Annotated in this window: 18 protein-coding genes and 1 tRNA gene; 7 read left to right on the top strand and 12 right to left on the bottom strand. The window is 48.7% G+C overall.

What is annotated here, in order from left to right; all coding sequences use genetic code 11:
- Positions 1-49: 49 nt before the first annotated feature.
- The 5 genes from serC to NEV57_RS01900 form a co-directional block, all read right to left on the bottom strand.
- Positions 50-1117, bottom strand: a complete 1068-nt coding sequence (gene serC, locus NEV57_RS01880; protein ID WP_257656586.1) for a 3-phosphoserine/phosphohydroxythreonine transaminase — start codon at positions 1115-1117, stop codon at positions 50-52.
- 216 nt (positions 1118-1333) lie between these two features.
- A complete protein-coding gene (locus tag NEV57_RS01885) occupies positions 1334-2701 on the bottom strand; it encodes a sigma-54-dependent transcriptional regulator (protein WP_257656587.1) in 1368 nt (455 codons plus the stop codon).
- Positions 2702-2780: 79 nt separating this feature from the next.
- On the bottom strand, positions 2781-4058 hold the full coding sequence (icd, locus tag NEV57_RS01890) for an NADP-dependent isocitrate dehydrogenase (protein WP_257656588.1): 1278 nt from the start codon (positions 4056-4058) through the stop codon (positions 2781-2783).
- A 16-nt stretch (positions 4059-4074) separates the two neighbouring features.
- On the bottom strand, positions 4075-6204 hold the full coding sequence (locus tag NEV57_RS01895) for a cation:proton antiporter (protein ID WP_257656589.1): 2130 nt from the start codon (positions 6202-6204) through the stop codon (positions 4075-4077).
- Positions 6205-6310: 106 nt separating this feature from the next.
- Positions 6311-7531 carry an ABC transporter permease gene (locus tag NEV57_RS01900; RefSeq protein WP_257656590.1) on the bottom strand — a complete coding sequence of 407 codons (1221 nt, stop codon included), beginning with the start codon at positions 7529-7531 and terminating at the stop codon, positions 6311-6313.
- A 50-nt stretch (positions 7532-7581) separates the two neighbouring features.
- On the opposite strand from NEV57_RS01900, the gene fmt reads away from it, so the two are divergent.
- Positions 7582-8526, top strand: a complete 945-nt coding sequence (fmt, locus tag NEV57_RS01905) for a methionyl-tRNA formyltransferase (protein ID WP_257656591.1) — start codon at positions 7582-7584, stop codon at positions 8524-8526.
- Between the two features lie 216 nt (positions 8527-8742).
- Positions 8743-9603: a sigma-70 family RNA polymerase sigma factor gene (locus tag NEV57_RS01910; RefSeq protein WP_079715896.1), complete on the top strand. Its 861-nt coding sequence runs from the start codon at positions 8743-8745 to the stop codon at positions 9601-9603.
- An 81-nt stretch (positions 9604-9684) separates the two neighbouring features.
- Here NEV57_RS01910 and NEV57_RS01915 read toward each other — a convergent pair whose 3' ends face one another.
- The 6 genes from NEV57_RS01915 to NEV57_RS01940 all read right to left on the bottom strand — a co-directional run bounded on the left by NEV57_RS01915 (position 9685) and on the right by NEV57_RS01940 (position 17599).
- Entirely contained in the window at positions 9685-10251 is a 567-nt protein-coding gene (locus NEV57_RS01915; RefSeq protein WP_257656592.1) for a GNAT family N-acetyltransferase, read from the bottom strand.
- 166 nt (positions 10252-10417) lie between these two features.
- The gene (locus NEV57_RS01920; RefSeq protein WP_257656593.1) at positions 10418-13588 is read right to left on the bottom strand and encodes an efflux RND transporter permease subunit; all 3171 of its coding nucleotides are present in this window, start codon (positions 13586-13588) and stop codon (positions 10418-10420) included.
- Positions 13589-13631: 43 nt separating this feature from the next.
- Complete coding sequence (locus NEV57_RS01925; RefSeq protein ID WP_257656594.1) at positions 13632-14714, bottom strand: efflux RND transporter periplasmic adaptor subunit; 1083 nt, start codon at positions 14712-14714, stop codon at positions 13632-13634.
- Positions 14715-14736: 22 nt separating this feature from the next.
- Positions 14737-16071: a TolC family protein gene (locus NEV57_RS01930; protein WP_257656595.1), complete on the bottom strand. Its 1335-nt coding sequence runs from the start codon at positions 16069-16071 to the stop codon at positions 14737-14739.
- Between the two features lie 10 nt (positions 16072-16081).
- Positions 16082-16681, bottom strand: a complete 600-nt coding sequence (locus NEV57_RS01935; RefSeq protein WP_257656596.1) for a TetR/AcrR family transcriptional regulator — start codon at positions 16679-16681, stop codon at positions 16082-16084.
- 207 nt (positions 16682-16888) lie between these two features.
- Positions 16889-17599, bottom strand: coding sequence for an NUDIX hydrolase (locus NEV57_RS01940; RefSeq protein WP_307876371.1), 711 nt, complete (start codon positions 17597-17599; stop codon positions 16889-16891).
- Between the two features lie 153 nt (positions 17600-17752).
- Between NEV57_RS01940 and pfkA the strand changes: the two genes are divergently transcribed.
- From pfkA to gap, 3 genes are read left to right on the top strand one after another with little or no spacing between them, the layout of a single operon-like run.
- Positions 17753-18736: a 6-phosphofructokinase gene (pfkA, locus tag NEV57_RS01945; protein WP_257656598.1), complete on the top strand. Its 984-nt coding sequence runs from the start codon at positions 17753-17755 to the stop codon at positions 18734-18736.
- A gap of 7 nt (positions 18737-18743) precedes the next feature.
- Positions 18744-19592 (top strand): hypothetical protein, encoded by an 849-nt coding sequence (locus NEV57_RS01950; protein ID WP_257656599.1) that lies wholly within the window; start codon positions 18744-18746, stop codon positions 19590-19592.
- 6 nt (positions 19593-19598) lie between these two features.
- Complete coding sequence (gene gap, locus NEV57_RS01955; protein ID WP_257656600.1) at positions 19599-20597, top strand: type I glyceraldehyde-3-phosphate dehydrogenase; 999 nt, start codon at positions 19599-19601, stop codon at positions 20595-20597.
- Positions 20598-20708: 111 nt separating this feature from the next.
- On the opposite strand, the gene mnmA is transcribed toward gap, so the two are convergent.
- The gene (gene mnmA, locus NEV57_RS01960; protein ID WP_257656601.1) at positions 20709-21800 is read right to left on the bottom strand and encodes a tRNA 2-thiouridine(34) synthase MnmA; all 1092 of its coding nucleotides are present in this window, start codon (positions 21798-21800) and stop codon (positions 20709-20711) included.
- Positions 21801-21988: 188 nt separating this feature from the next.
- Between mnmA and NEV57_RS01965 the strand changes: the two genes are divergently transcribed.
- Positions 21989-22061 (top strand) — tRNA-Phe (locus NEV57_RS01965).
- Positions 22062-22186: 125 nt separating this feature from the next.
- The gene (locus tag NEV57_RS01970; RefSeq protein ID WP_257656602.1) at positions 22187-22423 is read left to right on the top strand and encodes a hypothetical protein; all 237 of its coding nucleotides are present in this window, start codon (positions 22187-22189) and stop codon (positions 22421-22423) included.

Below are 22423 nucleotides of genomic sequence, written 5' to 3' on the forward strand. Positions count from 1 at the left end.
ACGGCATGCCACGGTGAGCTAATGCATTAATAAGGCAACGGAAACGCTGTTACTTGTGCTGTTCTTCAAATTCCTGCATGGCATCTACCAGCGCGTTTACCCCGGTAATGCTCAATGCGTTATAGATGGATGCACGGAAACCTCCGACACTGCGGTGCCCCTTCAGTCCAATCAGTCCGCGGGCATTGGCTAATTCCAGAAAAGCAGCTTCGTGTGCTTTATCCTCCGTTACGAAGGTCACGTTCATCCGCGACCGGTCTTCGGCAACTGCTGTTCCTTTAAACAACGGATTGCGTTCGATCTCATCATACAACGTCCGTGCTTTGATGATGTTCTCCTGCTCAATGACATCCAGTCCGCCTTTTTTCTTCAACCAGCGAAGGTTAAGCATCGAAACATAGATCGAGTAGACAGGAGGTGTATTATACAGGGATTTCGCTGCAATATGGGGTTGGTAGTCAAATATGGTAGGCAGCGTGCGGCCGGTTTTGCCCAATAACTCCTCTTTTACAATTGCCAATGTTACACCGGCAGGTCCCATATTCTTTTGCGCGCCGGCATAGATCAGTCCGAAATCCGCCACATTGATGTTACGGCTCAGGATGTCGGATGACATGTCGGCAACTATCGGAACACCTGTTTTGGGTGTTTCAAAGATCTCCGTCCCATAAATGGTGTTGTTGGAAGTGTAATGGAAATATGCCGCATCCGACGGTACAGAATACGCTTTCGGGATGTAATTGTAATTGGCGTCTGAAGATGATGCAACAACGGCTACCTCCCCTATTTTTTTCGCTTCTTTAATGGCTTTGCTTGCCCAGGTACCGGTATCCAGGTAAGCTGCCTTGCCTCCTTCCGGTAACAGGTTCATCGGCACCATGGCAAACTGGGTGCTGGCGCCGCCCTGCAAGAACAGTATGGCATGCCCCTGGGGCACCGAGAGCAGTTCACGGATAAGCTGCTCCGTTTCCACAATTACCGCATCGAATTCCTTGCTCCGGTGCGAGATTTCCAAAATAGATAATCCGGTACCATTAAAATCCAGTACCGCCTGTGAAGCTTCCTGAAAAACTTCCTGGGGTAAAATACAGGGTCCTGCTCCAAAATTATGTTTCATTGATCGCTATGGTATTTATTGTTTGAAATGTCTTATGTGGGCCGGCCTGAATCATTGTCGGATTGGTATGATCTTCCGCCCTTGCTATTAGGCAGCAAAATTAGCAATTATATTATTAATCATTTAATGATATTAATAATATGTTGTAAAATATTCAACAATAGTAGAATATCGATGAAAACATTATAGGCATCTTACCGATAATACCGGAACGTACTACTCGATGCCGTATTTTTCCATCTTATTATACAATGTTTTACGGTCGATATTCAGCATTTGGGCCGCTTTGCTTTTGTTGTATTTGGCTTTTTGCAGTACATCCATAATCAGCTTGCGCTCATGTATCTCGCTGTGCAGCCGCAGGTCAGGGTTGTCGGCTGTTGCAAGCGGCTGCGTATCGGCGGGTTGGTTTCGGATGGCAAATACCATTTCTTCGGGCAATGCCGCCAGTTCCGCGGTTGTGGATGGTGATAGCAGCACCATCCGTTTGATGATGTTCTTGAGCTCCCTGAGGTTGCCGGGCCAGTCGTAAGTGTCAAAAATCTCCTGTACCTCCGGTGATAATTCGGTAACCGAGCGGCCGAGTTCTTCGTTGGCTTTGTTAACAAAGAAATCCACGAACTGCCGGAAATCCCCGCGGCGGTCACGGAGTGCGGGAACGATAATTTCAAACTCATTGATCCGGTGATACAGGTCTTCCCTGAATTTGCCGCTTCCCAACAGATCTTCATTTGTAGCGGCAATCACCCGCACATCGACGCTGATGGTCTTGTTGGCGCCCACCGGCTGAATCACTTTTTCCTGCAATGCCCGTAATAGTTTAACCTGAACCTCATAAGACAGGTTACCGATTTCATCCAAAAAGAGCGTGCCGCCGGATGCTTCGACAAACTGGCCTATTTTATCATTTAATGCGCCGGTGAAGGACCCCTTAATGTGCCCGAACAGCTCGCTTGAAGCCAATTCCTTGGACAGTGTCCCACAGTCGATCGATACAAAGGGCTGATCTGCACGTTTACTCATGCGGTGGATTGACCGGGCCACATACTCTTTGCCCGTTCCACTCTCGCCGCGGATCAGCACAGACATGTCCGTCGGCGCTACCAGGGCGATGTATTCATGCAGCTTTTTGGCGGCCGACGTGGTGCCTTCCACAAAGTCGGTTCCTGCCGGGACTTCCGTTTCCTTATCCAGCCGCGCGGCTGCATGCCTATTTTCCGTCGTTTTCTCCGCCAGCGCTTCATTGACTACCATAAGCAGCTCATCGGGATTAACCGGTTTGGTGATGTAGTCAAAGACCCCCTGCCGGATGGCCCGCACGGCCGTGCGGACATCATTGAAGCTGGTCATGATAATGGATGGAATAAACTGGTCGCGGTCCCGCAGGGCGTCCAGCACGTCGAGCCCTACCCCGTCACCCAGACGGTAATCCAGTAATATCAAATGAAACGTACCGTGTTTAAGTGCTTCAATACCGCCCTTCACACTGTACTTGACCGTCACCCCAAACCCTTTCTTTTTGAGAAAGTTTTCAAGTATCGCAGCAAACGTGGTGTCGTCTTCCACCAGCAGAATTTCGGCCATGGGATTTAATGATTATCGTGTTACGTATCTGTTTTAGTATATCGAACGGCCAAAGCCGGTTTTTATTTTATGGACCGGATCAAATCAATGCGTTCATGTGACGAATAATCTCATCCCCGAATGCACTGGTCTTCAATAACTTTCCGCCATCCATCTGGTTGAAAAAATCGACTGTCACGGTTTTTTGGAGAATCGCCTCCTGCAACCCGTTAACAATGAGGGTGGCTGCCTCGGCCCATCCCATATATTCCAGCATCATAACGCCGCTGAGAATAACCGAGGAGGGGTTCATGCTGTCTGTGTCTGCAAACCGCGGTGCGGTGCCGTGCGTAGCTTCAAATACGGCATGGCCTGTTTTGTAATTGATATTGGCTCCCGGTGCAATGCCGATACCGCCAACAATCGCTGCCAGTGCATCAGAGATGTAGTCGCCATTCAGATTCAAGGTGGCAATAACGGAATAATCCCTCGGATTCAGCAATATTTGCTGTAAAAAATTGTCGGCAATGACATCTTTGATAATCACTTTACCCGATGCAACGGCCTTTTCCTGTTCTGCATTTGCGCTGGCCTCTCCTGATGCCGCTTTCGTCCGCTCCCATTGTGCCCAGGTGTAGGTTTGATCGGCAAATTCCGTTTCGGCCACCTCATATCCCCAGTTTTTAAATGCGCCTTCGGTAAATTTCATGATATTTCCCTTGTGTACCAGCGCAACCGACGGACGGTGTTGCCGGATCGCATGTTCAATAGCCGCACGTACCAACCGTTTGGAGCCTTCTTCTGAAACGGTTTTAATGCCAATTGCCGTGGTAGCCGTAAAAGCGTAATCCACCTCCATTTCATCCTGTAAAAAGCGGCCGACTTTCCTGGCCTCCGCCGAACCGGCTGCAAATTCAATACCGGTATAGATATCTTCCGTATTTTCCCTGAAGATGACCATATCCACGTACTCCGGATGCTTTACGGGTGAGGGTACGCCTGGAAACCACCGCGTCGGGCGCTCGCATACATAAAGGTCAAGTGCTGCGCGGATGGCCACATTTAATGACCGGATCCCGCCGCCAATGGGGGTAGTAAGCGGACCTTTGATGGCTACCAGGTGCTTCGATATGGTATCGAGTGTTGCCTGCGGAAGCCACTCCCCGGTTTCCCGATATGCCTTTTCACCGGCCAGCACCTCTTTCCAGGCAATCCGGCGTGCCTGGCCATATGCCAATTCCACGGCGGCATCAAATACACGTACCGAGGCCCGCCAGATATCCGGACCGATTCCGTCGCCGATAATAAAGGGAATGATCACATGCGCGGGGACCTGGAGGGCGCCGTGTTCAGTTTTGGTTATGCTCGCTGCTTCCATATGTTGTATGTGTGTCTTATTTTTCTTTCGTGAAGATATTGCCTATGCCCCGTCCGATACGCTGTAAAATAGGTGCGGTGGAAACATCTTCGTATTCGTCCAATGAATATCCGGCCCTGCGGCTCGGGAAAATCAGAATACGGTTGTACGGCGCATATACCTTGCCCAGTTTTTTGGCGATCCCATCGAAAGAATGCCGATAGGATACCTCGCCCTGACGCGCCGAAACAAATATAATCAGGTCGTTATCTTTGACAAACTGCCGTAATCCGCTTAAATCGTCCCAACCGTCGTAATTCTCGTACAGGATACGCGTGCTGGTTTTGTGGACTTCCATATATTCCGAAACTGCCCTTTGGGTGCGTGCATCGGCAACGCAAAGGACGGGGATTGTTAATTCCTGTGAAAGCCGCAGGATTTTTTCCATGCAAAAGGAAAAGCCAAGCTCCGATTCGAACAGTGGCGGACAGAACAGAGTGATTCGTTTCTGTCCGATCAGCGGCTTATCTACCTGGCACATAAAAAGGTTTGCGTCGGTCTGGTTCAGGATACTTTCCGTCTTCTCTCCCACCATTTTTTCAATAATGCCGGGCTTGCTGGGCCACCCAAGCAGAATTCCATCGGCAGCCACTTCCCGGGCAGCCCTGCTGATTCCGCTGGCTACGTTATGGTCAATGGTAGCCATCATACTGACCTCGGTTTCACTGCCTGACGCGTATTTCGCCGTGGAGTCCAGGTTTTTCCGTGCCCGTTTCAGGTTCTGTTCGGCCAGCTCATTGTTGGGCACCACGGTTAGCAGGGTTACCGGGTGGGGTGAACGCTTGCTTTTAATCAATATGGAGAAATCAAGGAGCGATTCCATGTTATTCAGGTTGGCTATCGGCAGCATCAGCTGTTCTTCCCGTGCCACATTCCGTTCACTCGTCACTGTATCCTGGTCGCCCGCCAGCACCACTTTCTTCGACGCTGCCTCCGTAACCAACGAGGCCACAATACAGGTGACCAGGATCAGTACAATCGTTCCATTCAATACATTTTCGTCAATGACTTCATAACGGTATCCTACCATAATCACTGCCAGGGTTGCTGCGGCATGGGCGCTGCTTAACCCAAAAATTACCTGCCGCTGGGCGCCCGAATAATTAAACACCAGCTGCGTGAACCAGGCCGCAATCCACTTGCTGCATATCGCAACCACCGTCAGCGTGGCGGCAATAATCAGTGCAGCAGGACCCTGAAGCAGTACGCTGGTATCCACGATCATCCCTACACTGATCAGAAAAAACGGAATGAAAATGGCATTACCGATAAATTCTATACGATTCATCAGCGCGGAGGAATGCGGGATCAGTTTGTTCAATGCCAATCCGGCAACGAAGGCGCCGATAATATGTTCCAGACCGGCCAGCTCTGCCAGGAATGCAGCGAAAAAGACCACCGAAAGCACGAAGATATAATGCGCCGTTTTTTCCCCTTCTACTTTCTGGAAAAACCATTTGGCTATCCGCGGGATTACACCGAACATAATCAGCAGGAAAATTGCGAAGGAAACCCCGATGTTTATCCAGAACTGCTGGCTCAGTGCACCCTGGGAGGCACCGACTACGACTGCCAGAATAATCAATACGGCCGTATCCGTAAGGATGGTACCGCCGATGGTAATGGCTACCGCTTCATTTTTTGATATACCATAGCTGTTCACTACGGGGTAAGCGACCAAGGTGTGGGTGGCAAACATGCTGGATATCATGGTGCTGGCCAGCATGTCATATCCAAGTATGTAATAGCATACGGGGTAGCCGATTAAGATGGGTATGGCAAAGGTGAAGAACCCGAATAACACACTCTTATGCCTGGTTTTCCGGAACTCATTCATATCAAGCTCCAGGCCGGCAATAAACATGATGTAAAGTAACCCGATAGTGGAAAAAAGGTCAACCGCCGAATTCCGTTCGAGTACATTGAGTCCGTGCGGGCCAATAACGACACCCGATAGAATAAGTCCGATAATCCCCGGGATTTTAATGCGGCGCAAAAGTATCGGAGACAGTAGGATAATCAGCAGGATCAGGGAAAAAATAAGCACCGGGTTGCTTAGGGGCGTTTCAAACGCATGGCTTAAATGGTCGAAAATGGTATTGGCCATAGATTATTGCATTCTATTCAAAAAAACCGCACGCGCGGCCAAGCTTGTTTCAAAGATAGTAAAATAAGCCGTTTCCGGTGCCTGTTTTTGCTAAATTCCGGTCGTATTAGCGGAATTGGATGGCCTTGATCGGACTGATTCTGCTAATGAGATACGAGGGGATCAGGAGTACAAGTAATGCGATGGCCGCAATGCCCAGGTTCAATGCCACCACTTCAAACGCATCAATATCCACGGGTACATAGGATACGTAATACGATGCTTCGTCCAATTTAAAATAATGTGTATAATCCTGGAAAAAATAGAGGCCGAGGCCCAGTATGTTGCCCAGTAACAGGCCAATACCTATGAGATAGGCGGCATTATACAGAAATATCCGTCGGATTCCACCGTTGGTATAACCCAGCGCTTTGAATATGCCGATCATCGCAGTGCGTTCCAAAATAATAATCAGCAGCGCAGATATCATATTGACCACGGCGACGACCATCATTAAGATCAGAATAACGACTGTATTTACATCAAGCAAATCCAGCCATTGGAAAATCTGTGGGAGCTGTTCCCGCACACTGACGGCCTGGACGTCAATGGGCAGGCGGTCCTGTACTACGGCCGTAAGCTGCTGAAGCCTGTCAAAGTTGGCGATGGATAATTCATACCCGCCCACGTCATCCGCATTCCAGTTGTTCAGCCGACGAATTAACGGCAGCGAACCGATAATGTATACCTGGTCAAGTTCCTCCACCCCGGTATTGTATATTCCGGCAATCACAAATTTGCGCCGCCGGATCGGTTCCTGTACAAAATACATAATAAAGTCGTCGCCCACCTGCAGCTGCAGACGGTCCGCGATGAATTTTGAAATCAAGACCTGGTTGGCGGCGCGGGTGCTGTCCGAAAAGTCAATCGGCTTGCCGGATACAAGCATCCGGGCGATATACCGCTGGTCATATGTTGTGTCAATTCCTTTGAGCAATACGCCCTCTACTTCTTCGTTGACGTTGATGATGCCAGCTTTAGTCGCATAATAATGAATGGAAGATATGCCTGAAATATCCGTTAATTCCGTTGCCAGATCTGCGCGCAGGTGAAAGGGAGAAGATTCGTAGGATGCATTCAGGTCGTATTTACTGAGCGTAATGTCTCCAAAAAAACCGCGCTGCTTAGCTGTAACCTCCCCTTTGAAGCCCTTAAGTACGGCAATTGACAGCAGCATGGCTGCCACACCGAGCGCAATCGCACCGATAGCTACCTGTACGATAAGTTTGGAAAATGTCCGCTTACCGGTAACTGTAATTCTTTTCGCTACAAAATAGGGGAAATTCAAGCCTAATCAATATAATTTGTACCTTCGCAAAGGTAAGGAATAAGTTGAGTATGCAAACAAGCGAAGTAATCCCTCCCCTGCGGATTGTATTTATGGGTACCCCGGATTTTGCCGTAGCATCGCTCGCTGCGTTGCTGGATACCACCCATCAGGTGGTGGCGGTTGTTACCGCCCCGGACAAACCGGCCGGACGCGGGCAGCTGCTGCAGCAGTCGGCGGTCAAAAAATATGCATTGGAAAGGCAGCTTCCGGTATTGCAGCCTGAAAAATTACGTGATCCGGATTTCCTTAATACGCTGAAATCTTTTGGGGCCGACCTGCAGGTTGTTGTTGCTTTCCGCATGTTACCCGAGGCCGTATGGAATATGCCGCCAGAAGGTACGGTCAACCTCCACGCCTCGCTCCTGCCCCAGTATCGAGGGGCAGCACCAATCAACCATGCCGTCATCCAGGGGGAAACGGAGAGCGGCGTAACCACATTTCTGCTGCAGCATGAAATTGATACCGGAAACATCCTGTTTGCGGAAAAAGTATCGATCGGAGCGGATGACACGGCAGGCATATTACATGATAAGCTGATGGCGGTCGGTGCGAGGCTATTGGTTGACACCGTCAATGCCATTGCCTCCGGCAGGGCAAAACCGATCCCCCAGGAAAGTCTGCGTGATCAGCCGCTGAAACATGCGCCGAAAATATTCAAGGATGACTGCCGCATCAACTGGCAGAGACCGGTAGCCGAGGTGTATAACCTGATCAGGGGCCTCAGCCCCTACCCTGCGGCATTCACCACCCTCACCGGAAAAACATTGAAACTTTTTAAAACCCGTAAAATGGAAACAACACCCTCATGTGCGCCGGGCCTATTCGAAACCGATGGGAAGTCATTTCTTAAGTTTGCGTGTACAGATGGATACATTGATGTGCTTGAACTGCAGATCGAAGGGAAAAAACGCATGTCTGTTGTCGAATTTTTACGTGGATTCCGTATTGATTAAGCAAGGAATCATCACCGGAAACCAACCATATGTCAGTTAACTGTCAATCCTATTTTATTTATTGATTTTGGAACGTTTTTTGAGGAGTTAAAAATAGCAAACGCACACGATAATTTCCTCTAAATCAGGCAACTTTTTCCTAAAAAAACAGTTATATATGGTATAAAAGTCGTAGTTTTGCAAACTTTTTATAGAGAAAGGTATTTAATAGTTTAGATGAGACAGCTCAAAATTACACAATCCATTACCAACAGGGAGTCGCAGTCGTTGGACAAGTACCTGCACGAGATTGGTAAAGTAGATTTAATCACGGCCGAAGAAGAGGTGATCCTGGCCCAAAAAATCAGGGAGGGCGATCAGGCAGCACTGGAACGATTGACAAAGACCAATTTACGCTTTGTGGTATCCGTAGCCAAGCAATATCAAAATCAGGGACTTACGCTTGGCGACCTGATTAATGAGGGAAACCTGGGTCTTATTAAAGCTGCTAAGCGCTTTGATGAAACGAAGGGGTTTAAATTCATTTCCTATGCAGTCTGGTGGATCCGCCAGTCGATCCTGCAGGCTATAGCTGAGCAATCCCGTATTGTCCGGCTGCCGCTGAATCAGGTTGGATCACTCAGCAAGATCAGTAAGGCGTTTTCCAAGCTGGAACAGGAATACGAGCGTGAACCCTCTCCGGAGGAACTGGCAGATATCCTGGAAACCACGGTTGACAAAGTGTCAGATACGTTAAGCAATTCGGGGCGTCATGTATCCATGGATGCTCCTTTTGTTCAGGGTGAGGAAAATACGCTGCTGGATGTACTGGAAAACACCGATCCAGACACCGACAGTACCTTAATTGATGAGTCGCTCTCTGAGGAGATCAAGCGTTCGCTGGCCACATTGACCGAAAGAGAGCGGGAAATTATTGTCCTGTTTTTCGGTCTGGGATCCAATCACCAGCTATCACTCGAGGAGATCGGGGAAAAATTCAATCTCACACGTGAGCGTGTACGTCAGATCAAGGACAAAGCACTGCAGCGGTTACGCCATACTTCGCGCAGCCGCATCCTGAAATCTTACCTGGGATAACCAGCGCCAGGCAGGCAAACAACAGCAACGATATGGAACGCCGGTGATAACCCACCGGCGTTTTTTATTGGAACTGACCGATCATGCCAATGCCATCCTTAATACAACGGAATCAACTGTCGAATGACAACGTATAAATCCCTGTTTCTCGGCAAAACGGATTGCCCGCAGGTTTACCGGCGATGTATAACAGATCATGGATCTTGCCCCGTATCCGGCACAGGCAAAAGCAGCCACTAATGAAAAGGCATCCCCCATCACCTGCTGGCCCTGGTATTCGGGTAACAACGAACCCCCAAAAGCAAATTCACGTGCCGATGCGTTCCAGTCGTGCAACGCACAGTCGCCGATGATGGTTTCCGGCTGCTGAGCCAAGCGGATGGTCCAGATCATCTCACATTTGGCTGCAATCCGCTGTGCAAATTGTCCTGCGTCCTCGTGCTGCCCGACAGCATCTTGCCGGGCATATCGGTAAAGCGCGTAGAACTGTCCTGCATCACCCTGCGTCAGCACCTTCAGGATTAACCGATGGTCCGAAAGCGTATGCGTCTCATAGAGGTCCGCAAACCGGTCGATGCCACCGTATGGATCCGGGCTACCCCCGGATCTCGCGTTTTTTTTACCTAATGTGAATAACAGCTCCATCATCCGGTTATTGAGTCGTTTTATCAGTCATACAAACATAAGGCACAATCCGCTGGTGCTGAATGGGTGAATAAGACATTTTTGAGGGGTAAATACGACAAAGCAAAAAAAACGAGCCTGCCGGATTCCCGGCAGGCTCGCTAACATATTAAATCAAATCACCAAAATCCTAAACGGGTTCCTCATCGTATTCTTTCACCTCTTTATGTACATATTCTTCCACCATCAATTCTTCGATGGGACGGCCTTTTTTGTCAAGTCCCAAACGATGCAGGATATTATCTGTAATCTGATAGATTACGGGCACTACAATCAGCGTTAGGAAGAGTGAGCTCAGCAGGCCACCGATGATGACCCAGGCCAGGCCGTTCTTCCACTCGGCACTCGGACCGGTAGCGATGGCAATGGGGAACATCCCGAACACCATGGCGATGGTGGTCATCAGGATGGGCCGTAGCCGGGCCTGGTTGGCCAGGATCAGTGCTTCCCGGGTAGTTTTGCCTTCCGCCTTCAGGTGGTTGGTAAAATCCACCAGGATAATCGCGTTTTTCGCAACCAGACCGATTAGCATGATCAAACCGAGTATGGTAAATATATTCAGGGTATTATTGGTCAGCGCCAGTGCTAATAATGCACCGATAATGGATAACGGAATGGAGAACATCACAACAAACGGATAAACAAAGCTGTCGTAGAGTGCTACCATGATGAAGTATACCAGTAATATCGAAGCCAGCAGCGCGATTCCCAGCGTACCAAACCCTTCGGACTGCTGTTCCATGTCACCGCTCCATACATAGCTGACCCCACCCGGTGTCGGGATATCAGAAAGCTGGCTTTCCAGGTCGGCTGCTATCGCACTCACCGGACGGCCCACCACCTGGGACTGTACTTTTACAGACGTGCTTTTATCGCGGCGTTCCAATTGACTGGGACCTGATCCCTCGCGTATGGAAGCAAATTGTGACAATCGGATCAGCTGCCCTGCGGTGTTGGTAAACGGAAGGTTTCTCACGTCCTCCACGTTCTTACGATCGTAGTCGTCAAAACGGATATTGATGTCGTATTCATATTCACCCGACCGGAATTTACCATCTGTATTTCCGTTAAATGCCGTTTGCATGGTACCACCGACAGTTTGCAGGTTCAATCCGAGCGCAGCCATTTTGTCGCGGTCTACTTCCACCGTGATTTCCGGGGTACCACCTTCAACTGAAAGTTTGGCTTCGGAAGTGCCCGGGATTTTCCTTACCCGGTCCAGTACGGCTTCTGCGTAGGTCAATACGCTATCCAGGTCAGAACCGATGACCACCATTTCCAATGGTGCCTGTTCAGCGAAACCGACGATACTGATGGGAACGGTTTTAATCTTGGCCCCTACCAATACCTTTTCCAGTTCGCGCTTCAATTTTGCAGCGTAGATATTACTGGGATCTTCCCGGTCTTCCCGCCCCACCAATTTAACGGTAATTTCCGATTTATAGGCCGTTGCCTGAGTGCCTACAAAACCGTCGTTGGATTGACCTACGGTGGTGATCAGCGAAAGAACCTCCGGTTTGGAACCGATAAACTTCTCGGCCCTGCGCGTCATCTGGTTGGTCTGTTCAATGGATGCATCTTTGGGCATCTCAATCTGAACCAGGAATTCACCCCGGTCGCCCTGTGCAAAGAACTCACCGCCGATAAAGCCACCAGCTACCAGTCCAAACGACGCAAACAGCAGAACCGATACCAACGACAGCGTAATGAATTTATGATTAAGCGCCCATTTCAATACGCCGGTAACCCAGTGGGTAAACCGGTGCAGCTGGTTTTCAAACCAGAGAATGAAACGCCCGAAAATATTTTTGTCGGAAACGCGCTCCAGTTTGCCATAACGGGAGGTTAACAACGGCACGATGGTAAACGAAGCCACCAAGCTGAGCAATGTGGCAATCACGACCACTACGCAGAATTCCCGGAGGATATCGGATACCATACCGGTACTGATCGCGATTGGAAGGAAAACCACCACGATAACCATTGTAATGGAGATAACGGTAAAACCAATTTCCTTGGCTGCGTCAAAGGAAGCCCTGACCTTGTTTTTGCCCATCTCCATGTGGCGGTAAATATTTTCAATCACCACAATCGCGTCGTCGACCAGGATCCCCACAACCAGTGACAGGCCGAGGAGCGACATCAGGTTCAGTGTATACCCGAATAGGTTAATGCCTATAAATGTAGCAATCAACGATGCCGGAATGGCCACCATAACAATTACCGCATTCCGAAGACTGTGCAGGAAAAAAAGCATAACGACAGCCACCAACAGGACAGCCAGGAACAGGTCAAATATAACCGCATTGGCCGATTCCAGGGTATATGTCGAACTGTCATTGGCGATTTCGATGTTCAACCCTTCTTTTTCGTAGGTTGTCATCAGTTGTGCGATGGTTTCCTGTGTACCGCGGCTTACTTCCACTGCATTGGCATCGGATTGCTTCAGTATCTGAATAAGCAACGCACTTCGTTGATCCACGCGCGCAATTTTTTCAACATCCTTCTGGGTATCCTGTACGTCGGCGACATCGCGGATACGTACCTGTGCACCCGTCGGCGTTGTGGCAATCACCAGGTTGCGCAACTCCTCAACGGACTTGTATTTGCCCGCAAGACGGACCAGGATATCCTGGTTCTGGGTTTTTACGCTACCCGTAGGGAAGTCCAGGTTGGATGTCAGAACCGCCTGCTGTACCTGCATAATAGACAGCCCGTATCCTTCCAGCTTGGACGCATCAATACTAACCTGGATTTCGCGTTCCTGGCCGCCGATGAGATTTACCTGGGCAACGCCCGGCACCCGTGACAATACAGGTTGGATGCGCTTGTCAACCAAATCGTAAAATGCGGCACCATCGAGGTTTCCCGTGGCCGCCAGCGACACGATGGGCAGGTCGTCCATCGAAAACTTGGCCAAAGAAGGTGCTTCGGCATCGTCCGGCAGCTCGGATAAAATTGCATTTACCTTGCGCTGTGCATCATTGAGCGAGTAGTCAACATCCGTACCGCTATTCAGCTCAATAATCACCAGCGAGAGACTTTCAAACGAAGTCGCGTCCAGTTTTTTGATGTTTTCCAGCGAAGCTACCGCATCTTCGATTTTCTTGGTTACGGTGTTTTCCACCTCACTGGGCGAAGCCCCCGGATAAACCGTCGTGATGGACACCACGCTGGGTGAGAATTTAGGGAGCAACTCGTAGTTCAACGAGAAATAGCTCATGATTCCAAGCAACGTCAGCACGGTAAATACCACGATGACAATGGATGGACGTTTTATCGATATTTCTGCTATCTTCATGATTTAAGATATAAGGAGATTAGAAACCTGATCTCGTTATTCATTATTGGCCAGTGGCTGTTGAATCTAACTGAGCCTGTACTTTCGCACCATCTACCAGGTTGATCTGTCCGCTGGTGATGACCGTTTCTCCTTCTTCCAGACCCCGCAGTATTTCCACCTCTTCACCGAAAATCCGGCCGGCCACAACCTGGCGCACACTTGCTGTGGTATCGGCACTCAGCATATATACTTGGTTGCTGTTTACACCGCCCACAAATGCGCCGCGGGGAATCAGGATTGCTGGATCCTGTTGCGGGAATTTAAAGTGCGCTGTAGCGTACATGCCTGCTTTTAACTCAGCGGCCGCGCTGTTGTCCACGGTAATCTCGACCGGGTAGTTCAGTGTATTGTCTGCCTTGGCCGCAATAAAACTGATTGTGCCGGAGAATTCCCTGTCCGGAAACACCGAACTGACGATGGCTACTTTGTCGCCTACCTTCAGGTTGACTACCTGGGTTTCGTTAGCCGTTACTTCCAGCTTCAATTGCGAAAGATCCACAATTTCGAAAAGTTCGGTTCCGGCCGACAGGTATGCACCCACTTCAATATCCCGGCGATTGATGACACCGTTAATGGGTGACTTGATGCTGGCATCCTGCACGCGGCGGTTGGCCTGTTGCAGCCGGATCTCGGCATTGCGCAGTTGCAGCTCGATGTCGTCAAGCTGTGCACGGGTTACGCCACCGGTTTCAAAGGAACTTTTATACCGCGCATGATCTGTTTTCAGCTTTTGGAGTGCTTCTTCCGCAGCTTGCTTGTCGAGGCTGATGATTTCAGGGTCAATCAACGCCAATACCTGGCCCCTGCTTACCCGTGATCCTTCTTTTACCAAAATGCGGGTAACCCGTCCACTGATCTCCGATTTGAGAAGCAGATCCTGATTGGCTGCGAAATTGCCATTGGCTGAAAAATCAAGCACGAGGGGTTGCCGGCTTACCTTGGCTGCCTTAACCACGATTGCACCGCCAGACTCGGCCACCACAGCGGTTTTTGCATCATTCTCGGCCTTATTTTTACTTAACACCCATCCGATGAGGGCCAGTAGCCCAATGACTACGATGATGGTACTAATTATCCGTTTCATATAATTTATAGGTGATGATGATTTATTCGTTTATTAATGATTTAATATTTCCGTTCGCCTTTTTGAGCTGAATTTCAGCTATCCGGTAATTTAACAGCGCCTGCGTATAGCTGTTTTGGGCCTCTGTCAATGCATTTTCGGTATCCAGCAGGTCGGTTAAGGGGGCTAGCCCATTGTTGTAATTGTTCTGTGTGCTCACGTAGACTTCCTGGGCCAGTTGTACGTTTTCACGCTGCGACTGGATCGTATTCAACGCATTTTTCAGCTGGATTTTGGCATTTTCATGCGCAAGGTTAAGCGATTGCCGGGTATTGCGCAGGTCCTGCTCGGCCTTCAGGTAATCGACCTTGGCCTTACCCATCCGAGCCCGGGTAGCGAATCCGTTAAAAATTGGAACCCGCAGGTTAAGTCCGATTAACATAGAACCGAACCGGGCGGCCATGGGATCTTCTGAACTTTTGTATAGGTAATTGAACCGATCAGACATGGCCGTATAACTGTAATTACTCACCAGGGCCAGTGTGGGAAAGTACTCCGCTTTGTAGGCCTTGTGCTGCAAGTCCAGCAGTTCCAGCTGTTTATTCATCACCTGCATTTCCAACAGGCTGTTTACGCGGCCGGGGTTATCCGGAAAATCCAATGCATTCGGTATTTCCTTCAATTCCGTTTCGGGCAGGGTAATGGCCGTCTCAATGGGCATTCCCATGGAATATTTTAGCTGATTCTCCAGCATAACAATAGCATTGACCAATTCCTGCCGCTGGTTTTCAAGATTCGTGATGTTTACCTTGATGCGGTCCACATCTATTTTCTTGGCGAGGCCATTGGCATACTGGGTAGATACAATTTCGTTAATCACCCGGATATTTTTCAGGTTGGTGTCAATGACGCTCAGTTGCTCGCGAGTAACCAGTACCTGGTAATAATTGGTGGCAACGAGTTCAATTACCTGTTCTTCCGTAAGGGCAGCGCTCAACGCATAAAAGTCGGCGGTGGTTTTTGCGGCCCTCAGCCCGGTAAATACCTGCTGGTTGAATACCTGCTGGCTTAACTGGGCGCCGACACGCGAATCCCAGGGTTGGCCGATGGTCACCGATTGTCCGGCGAAGACCAGCTTGCCGATTACCGGGTTGTAATTTAATGCCGCAGTACCTTCGATCTGGGGAAGTGCCGATGCACGGACCTCCGCTACCTGATGACGGCCGCCCTCTACATCCAGCTGTGCTTTTTTGATCGACTCGCTATGCGTCAATGCATAATTTAACGCCTCTTTCAGGGTAATCGGTTGCTGGGCCAATAACGGGGTGGCAAATAAAAAACCCGCCAGCCATAGAATTAAACCTATTCTTATTTTCATATATACTTACTTATGCTGATTTACGTTTAATGCCATTGATCATGATTTCGGCAACCTGTCTTTGCCGGTTGATGACGGACACGATCTCCTCCTTTTCCATCACCGGATTGGGCAGCATGTTGCTACAGAACATCGCCAGTCCACGGTTCATCGAAACATACAGTTCAGACGTAACCTGAGCGTCCAATGTTACAAGTTCGCCGTTTTCCATGCCTTTTTTCAGGATTTTTGAAATCGTCCCCACTTCGCGGTTAAACATCCGCTTTGCCAGTGAGGCCATCCGTTCATCGTTGATGTTAACCTCGTGCAGATCCAGAATAAGCATATGATATTTTAGCAGGTACGCCTTCTTGATATCCAGCATGTGGTACAATAGATTTAATGTGCCTTCGATATCATGAAGTGCCTCATCCACCGCCTGCTGGCTCTCATCCATAATCATATCACCAATTGCCTCGATCAATGAAAATTTATCGGGGAAATAATAATATAAATTCGCCTTTGACAGCTTTAAATCTTCTGCGATCTCACTCATTGAGGTTTTGGTGATGCCGAAGTGCGAAAAGCGTTTCAGCGCTGCACCAATTATCTGCTTCTTCTTGTCGTCCACGATTATATTCTTACCATTTTACCATTTGACTATTTTTTAAAACGGGTCAAAAGTAAAATTAAAAATCCAACAAACCAAGCAAATAGCAGACATGGCCGAATCACTATGGTCTTATGACAATTCCATTACAAAATAATAATATGTACTGTCAACCCTATGGCAGCCTTATAAAAAGAAAGGAAAAATAGTTACAGAAACGGATTTGGATCACCCGTTCGTTTCCCGTGAAAAGGTCATTTCATTCTGGAAAACCCGGGCATATTTCCGCTTATCGAGTCGATACAGGCGAGCGGCTCGGTAAGAAACCCCGCGCTGGAATTCAGGAAGCTCTTTCAGGATGTTATAATTAAGCATCTTTTTGCGGAAATTCCGTTTATCCAGCTTTCTCCCCCAGATCGCTTCATACAGCTGCTGCAATTGGGTCAGCGTAAACTTCTCCGGCAGGAGTTCAAACGCGATCGGACTATAACTGATTTTCCGGCGCACCTTCGCCATGCTTTTGTCAATGATATGCCGGTGGTCAAAGGCAAGTTCGGGTAAATCGTTAAGCGGGTGCCAGACCGCCTGCCGGGCAAAATCGGTAATGGGTACCGGCCGGCTTTTTAAATCGTCGAGGCGGAGCAGCGCATAATACGCAACGGTTATGATCCTCCCCTGCGGATGGCGTTTCAAGCCGCCAAAAGTATAGAGCTGTTCCATGTATATTCCGGTCAGGCCGGTATGTTCATAGAGGATCCGCTTTACGGCGTCGTCTATTGTTTCATTATGATCCACGAAAAAGCCGGGAAGCGCCCACCATCCCTTAAAGGGGTATTCATTCCGCTCAATGAGTAATACCTTTAATTCACCTTCGTGAAACCCAAAGATCACACAGTCTGTGGTAAACGTCGATTGTAAATGGGGTAAATTTGATTGCAAAGCTTTGACTATTTGTTTATTAATTGGCCAAAATTCGTTAAATTTGCTTGCCAAACCACACAAAACGCGAAAAATAATTTCGCAAAGATGACCATAGTGTAATAAATACACACTATATTCGTACTGCTAAATTACATAAGATAAATCAGAAAAGTGCAAGGCATTAACAAAGTAGGCATATTTACTTCAGGGGGCGATGCACCAGGCATGAATGCCTGCATCCGTTCGGCCGTCCGTACTGCATTGCACGATGGTTTATCGGTCATGGGCATTTACCATGGTTACCAGGGTATGATCGATCGTAATTTCGTGGAAATGAACAGCCGGTCGGTCAGCAACATCATCCAGTTGGGCGGTACCATCCTGAAAACTGCGAGATGTCAGGATTTCCAGTCGCCCGAAGGCCGGAAACAGGCCTATGAAAATATCCGGGCAGCCGGTATCGATGCGTTGATTGCAATCGGCGGGGATGGCACATTTACCGGTGCGGAAGTTTTCTCACGGGAGCACGGTATCCCGGTGGTATGCGTACCGGGCACCATCGATAATGATTTATATGGTACCGATTTTACCCTTGGCTATGATACGGCAACGAACACGGTGATTGAAGCCATTGACAAAATACGGGACACAGCTGCTTCGCATGACCGGCTGTTTTTCGTCGAGGTGATGGGACGTGATTCCGGCTGCATTGCATTGAATGCAGGTATTGCCGGCGGAGCGGAAGCCATTTTGCTGCCTGAAAAGGAAACGGCTATTGAAGCACTTTGCGACCAGCTTTCACTTGCTGCAAACAGTAATAAATCATCGACAATTGTCATTGTGGCGGAAGGTGAAAAGAATGGTGGTGCGTACCATGTCGCCCGGGAAGTGAAGGCCCGATTTGATTTTTACGATACCAAAGTCACGATCCTCGGGCACCTCCAGCGGGGCGGCTCACCGAGCAGTTTTGACCGCGTGCTGGCCAGCCGGCTCGGTTTCGCTGCAGTACGGCAGCTGCAGGCAGGGGAAACACGGATCATGGTTGGTATCCAGGGAAACAAAATTACGTCGACACCGCTTACGGAAGCGTTAAGTAATAAGACAGTAAAACTGGAGAAAGATATGCTCGAAATGGTAAAAGTGTTGGCGATTTAGATAAAGTATGATAGCAGTTGTATTCAGCGGTTCAAGATTTGCAGACTGGCGATTAGCCGAGAAAGGGAAAATTATAACCGGGTTCCGGACCATGGGCATTAACCCATACCTGCACGATGAACGGTTTATCCTGCAGCTGCTAAACAAGAACAACAGCTTAATAAACTATGCCGAACGGATCCGCCGGATTTATTTTTTCGGTGCAGGCTCGTCATCACGCGACAGGAAAGAAAAGATTGCTGTGGTGTTAGGCCGGTTTTTCAGGAACGCTAAAGTACAGGTGGACTCGGACGCCAAAGCCTCGGCGATTTCTACGTTCGGTGATGGAAAAGGCCTGATTGGCATACTGGGTAGCGGGGCGAATGCGGCCTACTTTACCGGGAGAAGGACGTTGGATAATGCGTACGGACTGGGGTATATCCTGGCCGATGAAGGATCGGCCAATTGGATCGGGCGCATCCTGCTCAAAAGCTTCCTGAATGAAACGATTCCTGCCGACCTGCGCGAAAAATTTGTGGCCCGTTATCCGCTTGACCGGAAAATAATTCTCGACAAGGTTTACCATCAAGCGAACCCCGCGTTGTTTCTTACGTCATTTGCTGATTTTGTACTTGAAAACCGCCGGCACCGGTTTATCAAGAAGACCATATATCGCGGGTTTAAGCTGTATTTTGAAACATACCTGGTGCCGCTGAAAAAACAATACCCCAGCGCGACGGTTAATTTTACCGGAAGTGTCGCCGCGGGTTATGAAGAATGGCTGCGCGAAGTGGCTGACCGATACGATATTCAGATCGGAACGGTCATTAAAGAACCCATACACAATTTATTGAAATACTATTTAAATAAAAACTGAGATAAAATGAAAATTGGAATCAACGGATTCGGCCGGATAGGCCGTTTAGCATTCAGAGCCGCAGTTAACCGCCCTGATGTCGAAATTGTTGGCATCAACGATCTGGTGGAACCGGATTATATGGCATACATGTTAGCGTATGACTCTACCCATGGACGGTTTGACGGGACAGTGGAGGCAAAAGACGGCAACCTGATTGTTAATGGAAAAACCATTCGTGTAACTGCCGAAAAAGATCCGGCAAACCTAAAATGGAACGAAGTGGGTGCAGAGGTGATCATCGAGTCAACCGGATTATTCCTGACGAAAGAAACGGCACAAAAACACATTGATGCCGGTGCCAAAAAGGTAGTTATGTCGGCTCCTGCAAAAGACGATACACCGACATTCGTTATGGGCGTGAATCACAAAGCGCTCCGGGCTGACCAGACCATCGTATCCAATGCATCCTGCACCACCAACTGTCTTGCCCCGCTAGCCAAGGTGCTGCATGATAATTTTGGCATTCTTGAAGGTTTGATGAGTACTATCCATGCGGTTACGGCTACGCAAAAGACGGTAGACGGCCCATCGGTGAAGGACTGGCGTGGTGGCCGTGGTGCATACCAGAATATCATTCCGTCTTCAACAGGTGCTGCCAAGGCAGTGGGCCTTGTACTGCCGGAATTGAAGGGTAAGCTGACCGGTATGTCCTTCCGTGTACCGGTTCCCGACGTATCGGTGGTCGATCTTACGGTCCGACTGGCCAAACCCACAACTTACGAAGAAATCAAAAAAGTATTCAAGGAGGCATCTGAAGGTGAATTAAAAGGCATTTTGGGTTATACTGAAGACGATGTGGTTTCGGAGGATTTCAAAGGCGATCCGCGTACTTCTATCTTTGACGCGAAAGCAGGTATTGCGCTGAGCGACCAATTTGTTAAAGTGGTGTCATGGTACGACAACGAATGGGGTTATTCCAACAAACTGGTTGACCTTGTTGAACTGGCGGGTAAGCTTAAATAGCTAACCACTGTTTAACTAACGAAACGGGCGCCGGTTAATAGCCGGCGCCCGTTTTATTACAACTCATTTTATTATCATATGATGTTATAGTCGGTTCGGTGGTACGGCGGATTACATCAAAAAGCCGCCGCCAAGCAGGTCGTCTCCCTCGTAAAACACGGCAGATTGGCCTGGAGCAATGCCCTTGACCGCATGGTGGAAATCCACCCGCATTTTTCCGTCTTCCTGTACAATGGTGCTGTTCATGCCCGCATCTTTGTAGCGGATTTTAGTGACCGCCTCAAGCGGCTGTTCAATTGCTGCATATTTCACCAGATTTACATGCTTCACATACGCTTCCTGCCGTTGCAGGTCGTGCTCCTCTCCCAAAACAACGGTATTGCTTTCAGGTAGAATCCGGATCACGAAGACAGGCCGGCCCAAGGCAATGCCCAATCCTTTACGCTGACCTACGGTATAATATGGATACCCTTGATGTTTGCCTACTACCGTGCCATCAATCAACACAAAGTTCCCCGCCCCTATCCTTTCGTCAATATCTTCCACCCGGTGGCGCAGGAATGATCGGTAATCATTATCCGGCACAAAACAGATCTCATAACTTTCTGATTTATTGGCTAGCTCCAATTGACCCATTTCAGCAGCCATTTGCCTTATTTCGGCTTTGGTGAAGCTGCCCAGGGGAAATTGGGTGCGCGCCAGGTTTTCCTGTGACACTCCCCAAAGCACATAAGATTGGTCTTTGTGGACATCCTTTCCCTTGGAAATTACGTGGCGGCCGGTTTCCGTCAGCTGGCGGATATTGGCATAATGGCCCGTCGCGATGAACTCGCAATCGAGTTTGTCGGCACGCTTCAACAGCGCTTCCCATTTGATATGGGTATTGCACAACACACAGGGATTGGGTGTGCGGCCAGCCAGGTATTCTTCCACAAAGTTATCGATAACGAAATCGCCAAACTCACTGCGGATATCCAGGATGTAATGTGGAAACCCATAAGATACGGCTAACGCCCGCGCATCGTTAATGCTGTCGAGGCTGCAGCAACCGGTTTCTTTGGATGAGCCGCCCGAGGACGCATAATCCCAGGTCTTCATTGTTAAACCAATCACTTCATACCCTTGTTCGTGCAGCATTACCGCCGCCACGGAACTGTCCACACCGCCGCTCATGGCCACCAATACTCTTCCTCGTTTACTCATTTTGGAAATTTGGAAACAAAGATACAGGTATTTTTTTTACGGTATGTTTTTGCCGGGTCATTTTATCCCCAACGCATTCAGCCTATTGGCTGGCAACCCTGAACAATTTTCAAAAAAAGTTTTCTTAAATGAAAAAAGAAGCTACATTTGCAGTCCCAAAACAACGGTAACACCGTTTACCGCTTAGGGGTACCATAGCTCAGTTGGTAGAGCAAAGGACTGAAAATCCTTGTGTCGCTGGTTCGATTCCAGCTGGTACCACAGAGAGCCTCACAGTAATGTGGGGCTTTTTTATTGGTGTTTTTCGGTATGCCGTATAAACCAAAACTCAACAAAACTTACCTTAACCCCGTCCGCCCGTATAAGATTGTTTTTTATATTTGTGTATGGAACCGTTTATATTGCATTCTATGTACGGCGATATTGGTGTATATCCGACATCGGAAAGAAATGTTTTCCACCTGACCTGTATGATTGACGGACTATCCTCAATCGCAACTAAAGATAGGGCCGGCGTGTGGATTATCGCAAACGGTCAAGGTATTTCAACACTTAAAATGATTGAGGGTGCCGCTCATATAGGCGAATTGATTGATCAATATCTCCTTGAAAATGACATTTAA

This window comes from Parapedobacter lycopersici, assembly GCF_024643285.1.
In the GTDB taxonomy this organism is placed as follows: domain Bacteria; phylum Bacteroidota; class Bacteroidia; order Sphingobacteriales; family Sphingobacteriaceae; genus Parapedobacter; species Parapedobacter lycopersici.

What these genes read in the sequence shown, in the direction of transcription:
- NEV57_RS01970 (WP_257656602.1), top strand. Translation starts at nt 22,187, where the DNA reads ATGGAACCGTTTATATTGCATTCTATGTACGGCGATATTGGTGTATAT.
- icd (WP_257656588.1), bottom strand. Translation starts at nt 4,058, where the DNA reads ATGGAAGCAGCGAGCATAACCAAAACTGAACACGGCGCCCTCCAGGTC.
- fmt (WP_257656591.1), top strand. Translation starts at nt 7,582, where the DNA reads ATGCAAACAAGCGAAGTAATCCCTCCCCTGCGGATTGTATTTATGGGT.
- NEV57_RS01950 (WP_257656599.1), top strand. Translation starts at nt 18,744, where the DNA reads ATGATAGCAGTTGTATTCAGCGGTTCAAGATTTGCAGACTGGCGATTA.
- NEV57_RS01915 (WP_257656592.1), bottom strand. Translation starts at nt 10,251, where the DNA reads ATGATGGAGCTGTTATTCACATTAGGTAAAAAAAACGCGAGATCCGGG.
- NEV57_RS01895 (WP_257656589.1), bottom strand. Translation starts at nt 6,204, where the DNA reads ATGGCCAATACCATTTTCGACCATTTAAGCCATGCGTTTGAAACGCCC.
- serC (WP_257656586.1), bottom strand. Translation starts at nt 1,117, where the DNA reads ATGAAACATAATTTTGGAGCAGGACCCTGTATTTTACCCCAGGAAGTT.
- NEV57_RS01885 (WP_257656587.1), bottom strand. Translation starts at nt 2,701, where the DNA reads ATGGCCGAAATTCTGCTGGTGGAAGACGACACCACGTTTGCTGCGATA.
- NEV57_RS01925 (WP_257656594.1), bottom strand. Translation starts at nt 14,714, where the DNA reads ATGAAACGGATAATTAGTACCATCATCGTAGTCATTGGGCTACTGGCC.
- NEV57_RS01930 (WP_257656595.1), bottom strand. Translation starts at nt 16,071, where the DNA reads ATGAAAATAAGAATAGGTTTAATTCTATGGCTGGCGGGTTTTTTATTT.
- NEV57_RS01910 (WP_079715896.1), top strand. Translation starts at nt 8,743, where the DNA reads ATGAGACAGCTCAAAATTACACAATCCATTACCAACAGGGAGTCGCAG.
- NEV57_RS01920 (WP_257656593.1), bottom strand. Translation starts at nt 13,588, where the DNA reads ATGAAGATAGCAGAAATATCGATAAAACGTCCATCCATTGTCATCGTG.
- mnmA (WP_257656601.1), bottom strand. Translation starts at nt 21,800, where the DNA reads ATGAGTAAACGAGGAAGAGTATTGGTGGCCATGAGCGGCGGTGTGGAC.
- gap (WP_257656600.1), top strand. Translation starts at nt 19,599, where the DNA reads ATGAAAATTGGAATCAACGGATTCGGCCGGATAGGCCGTTTAGCATTC.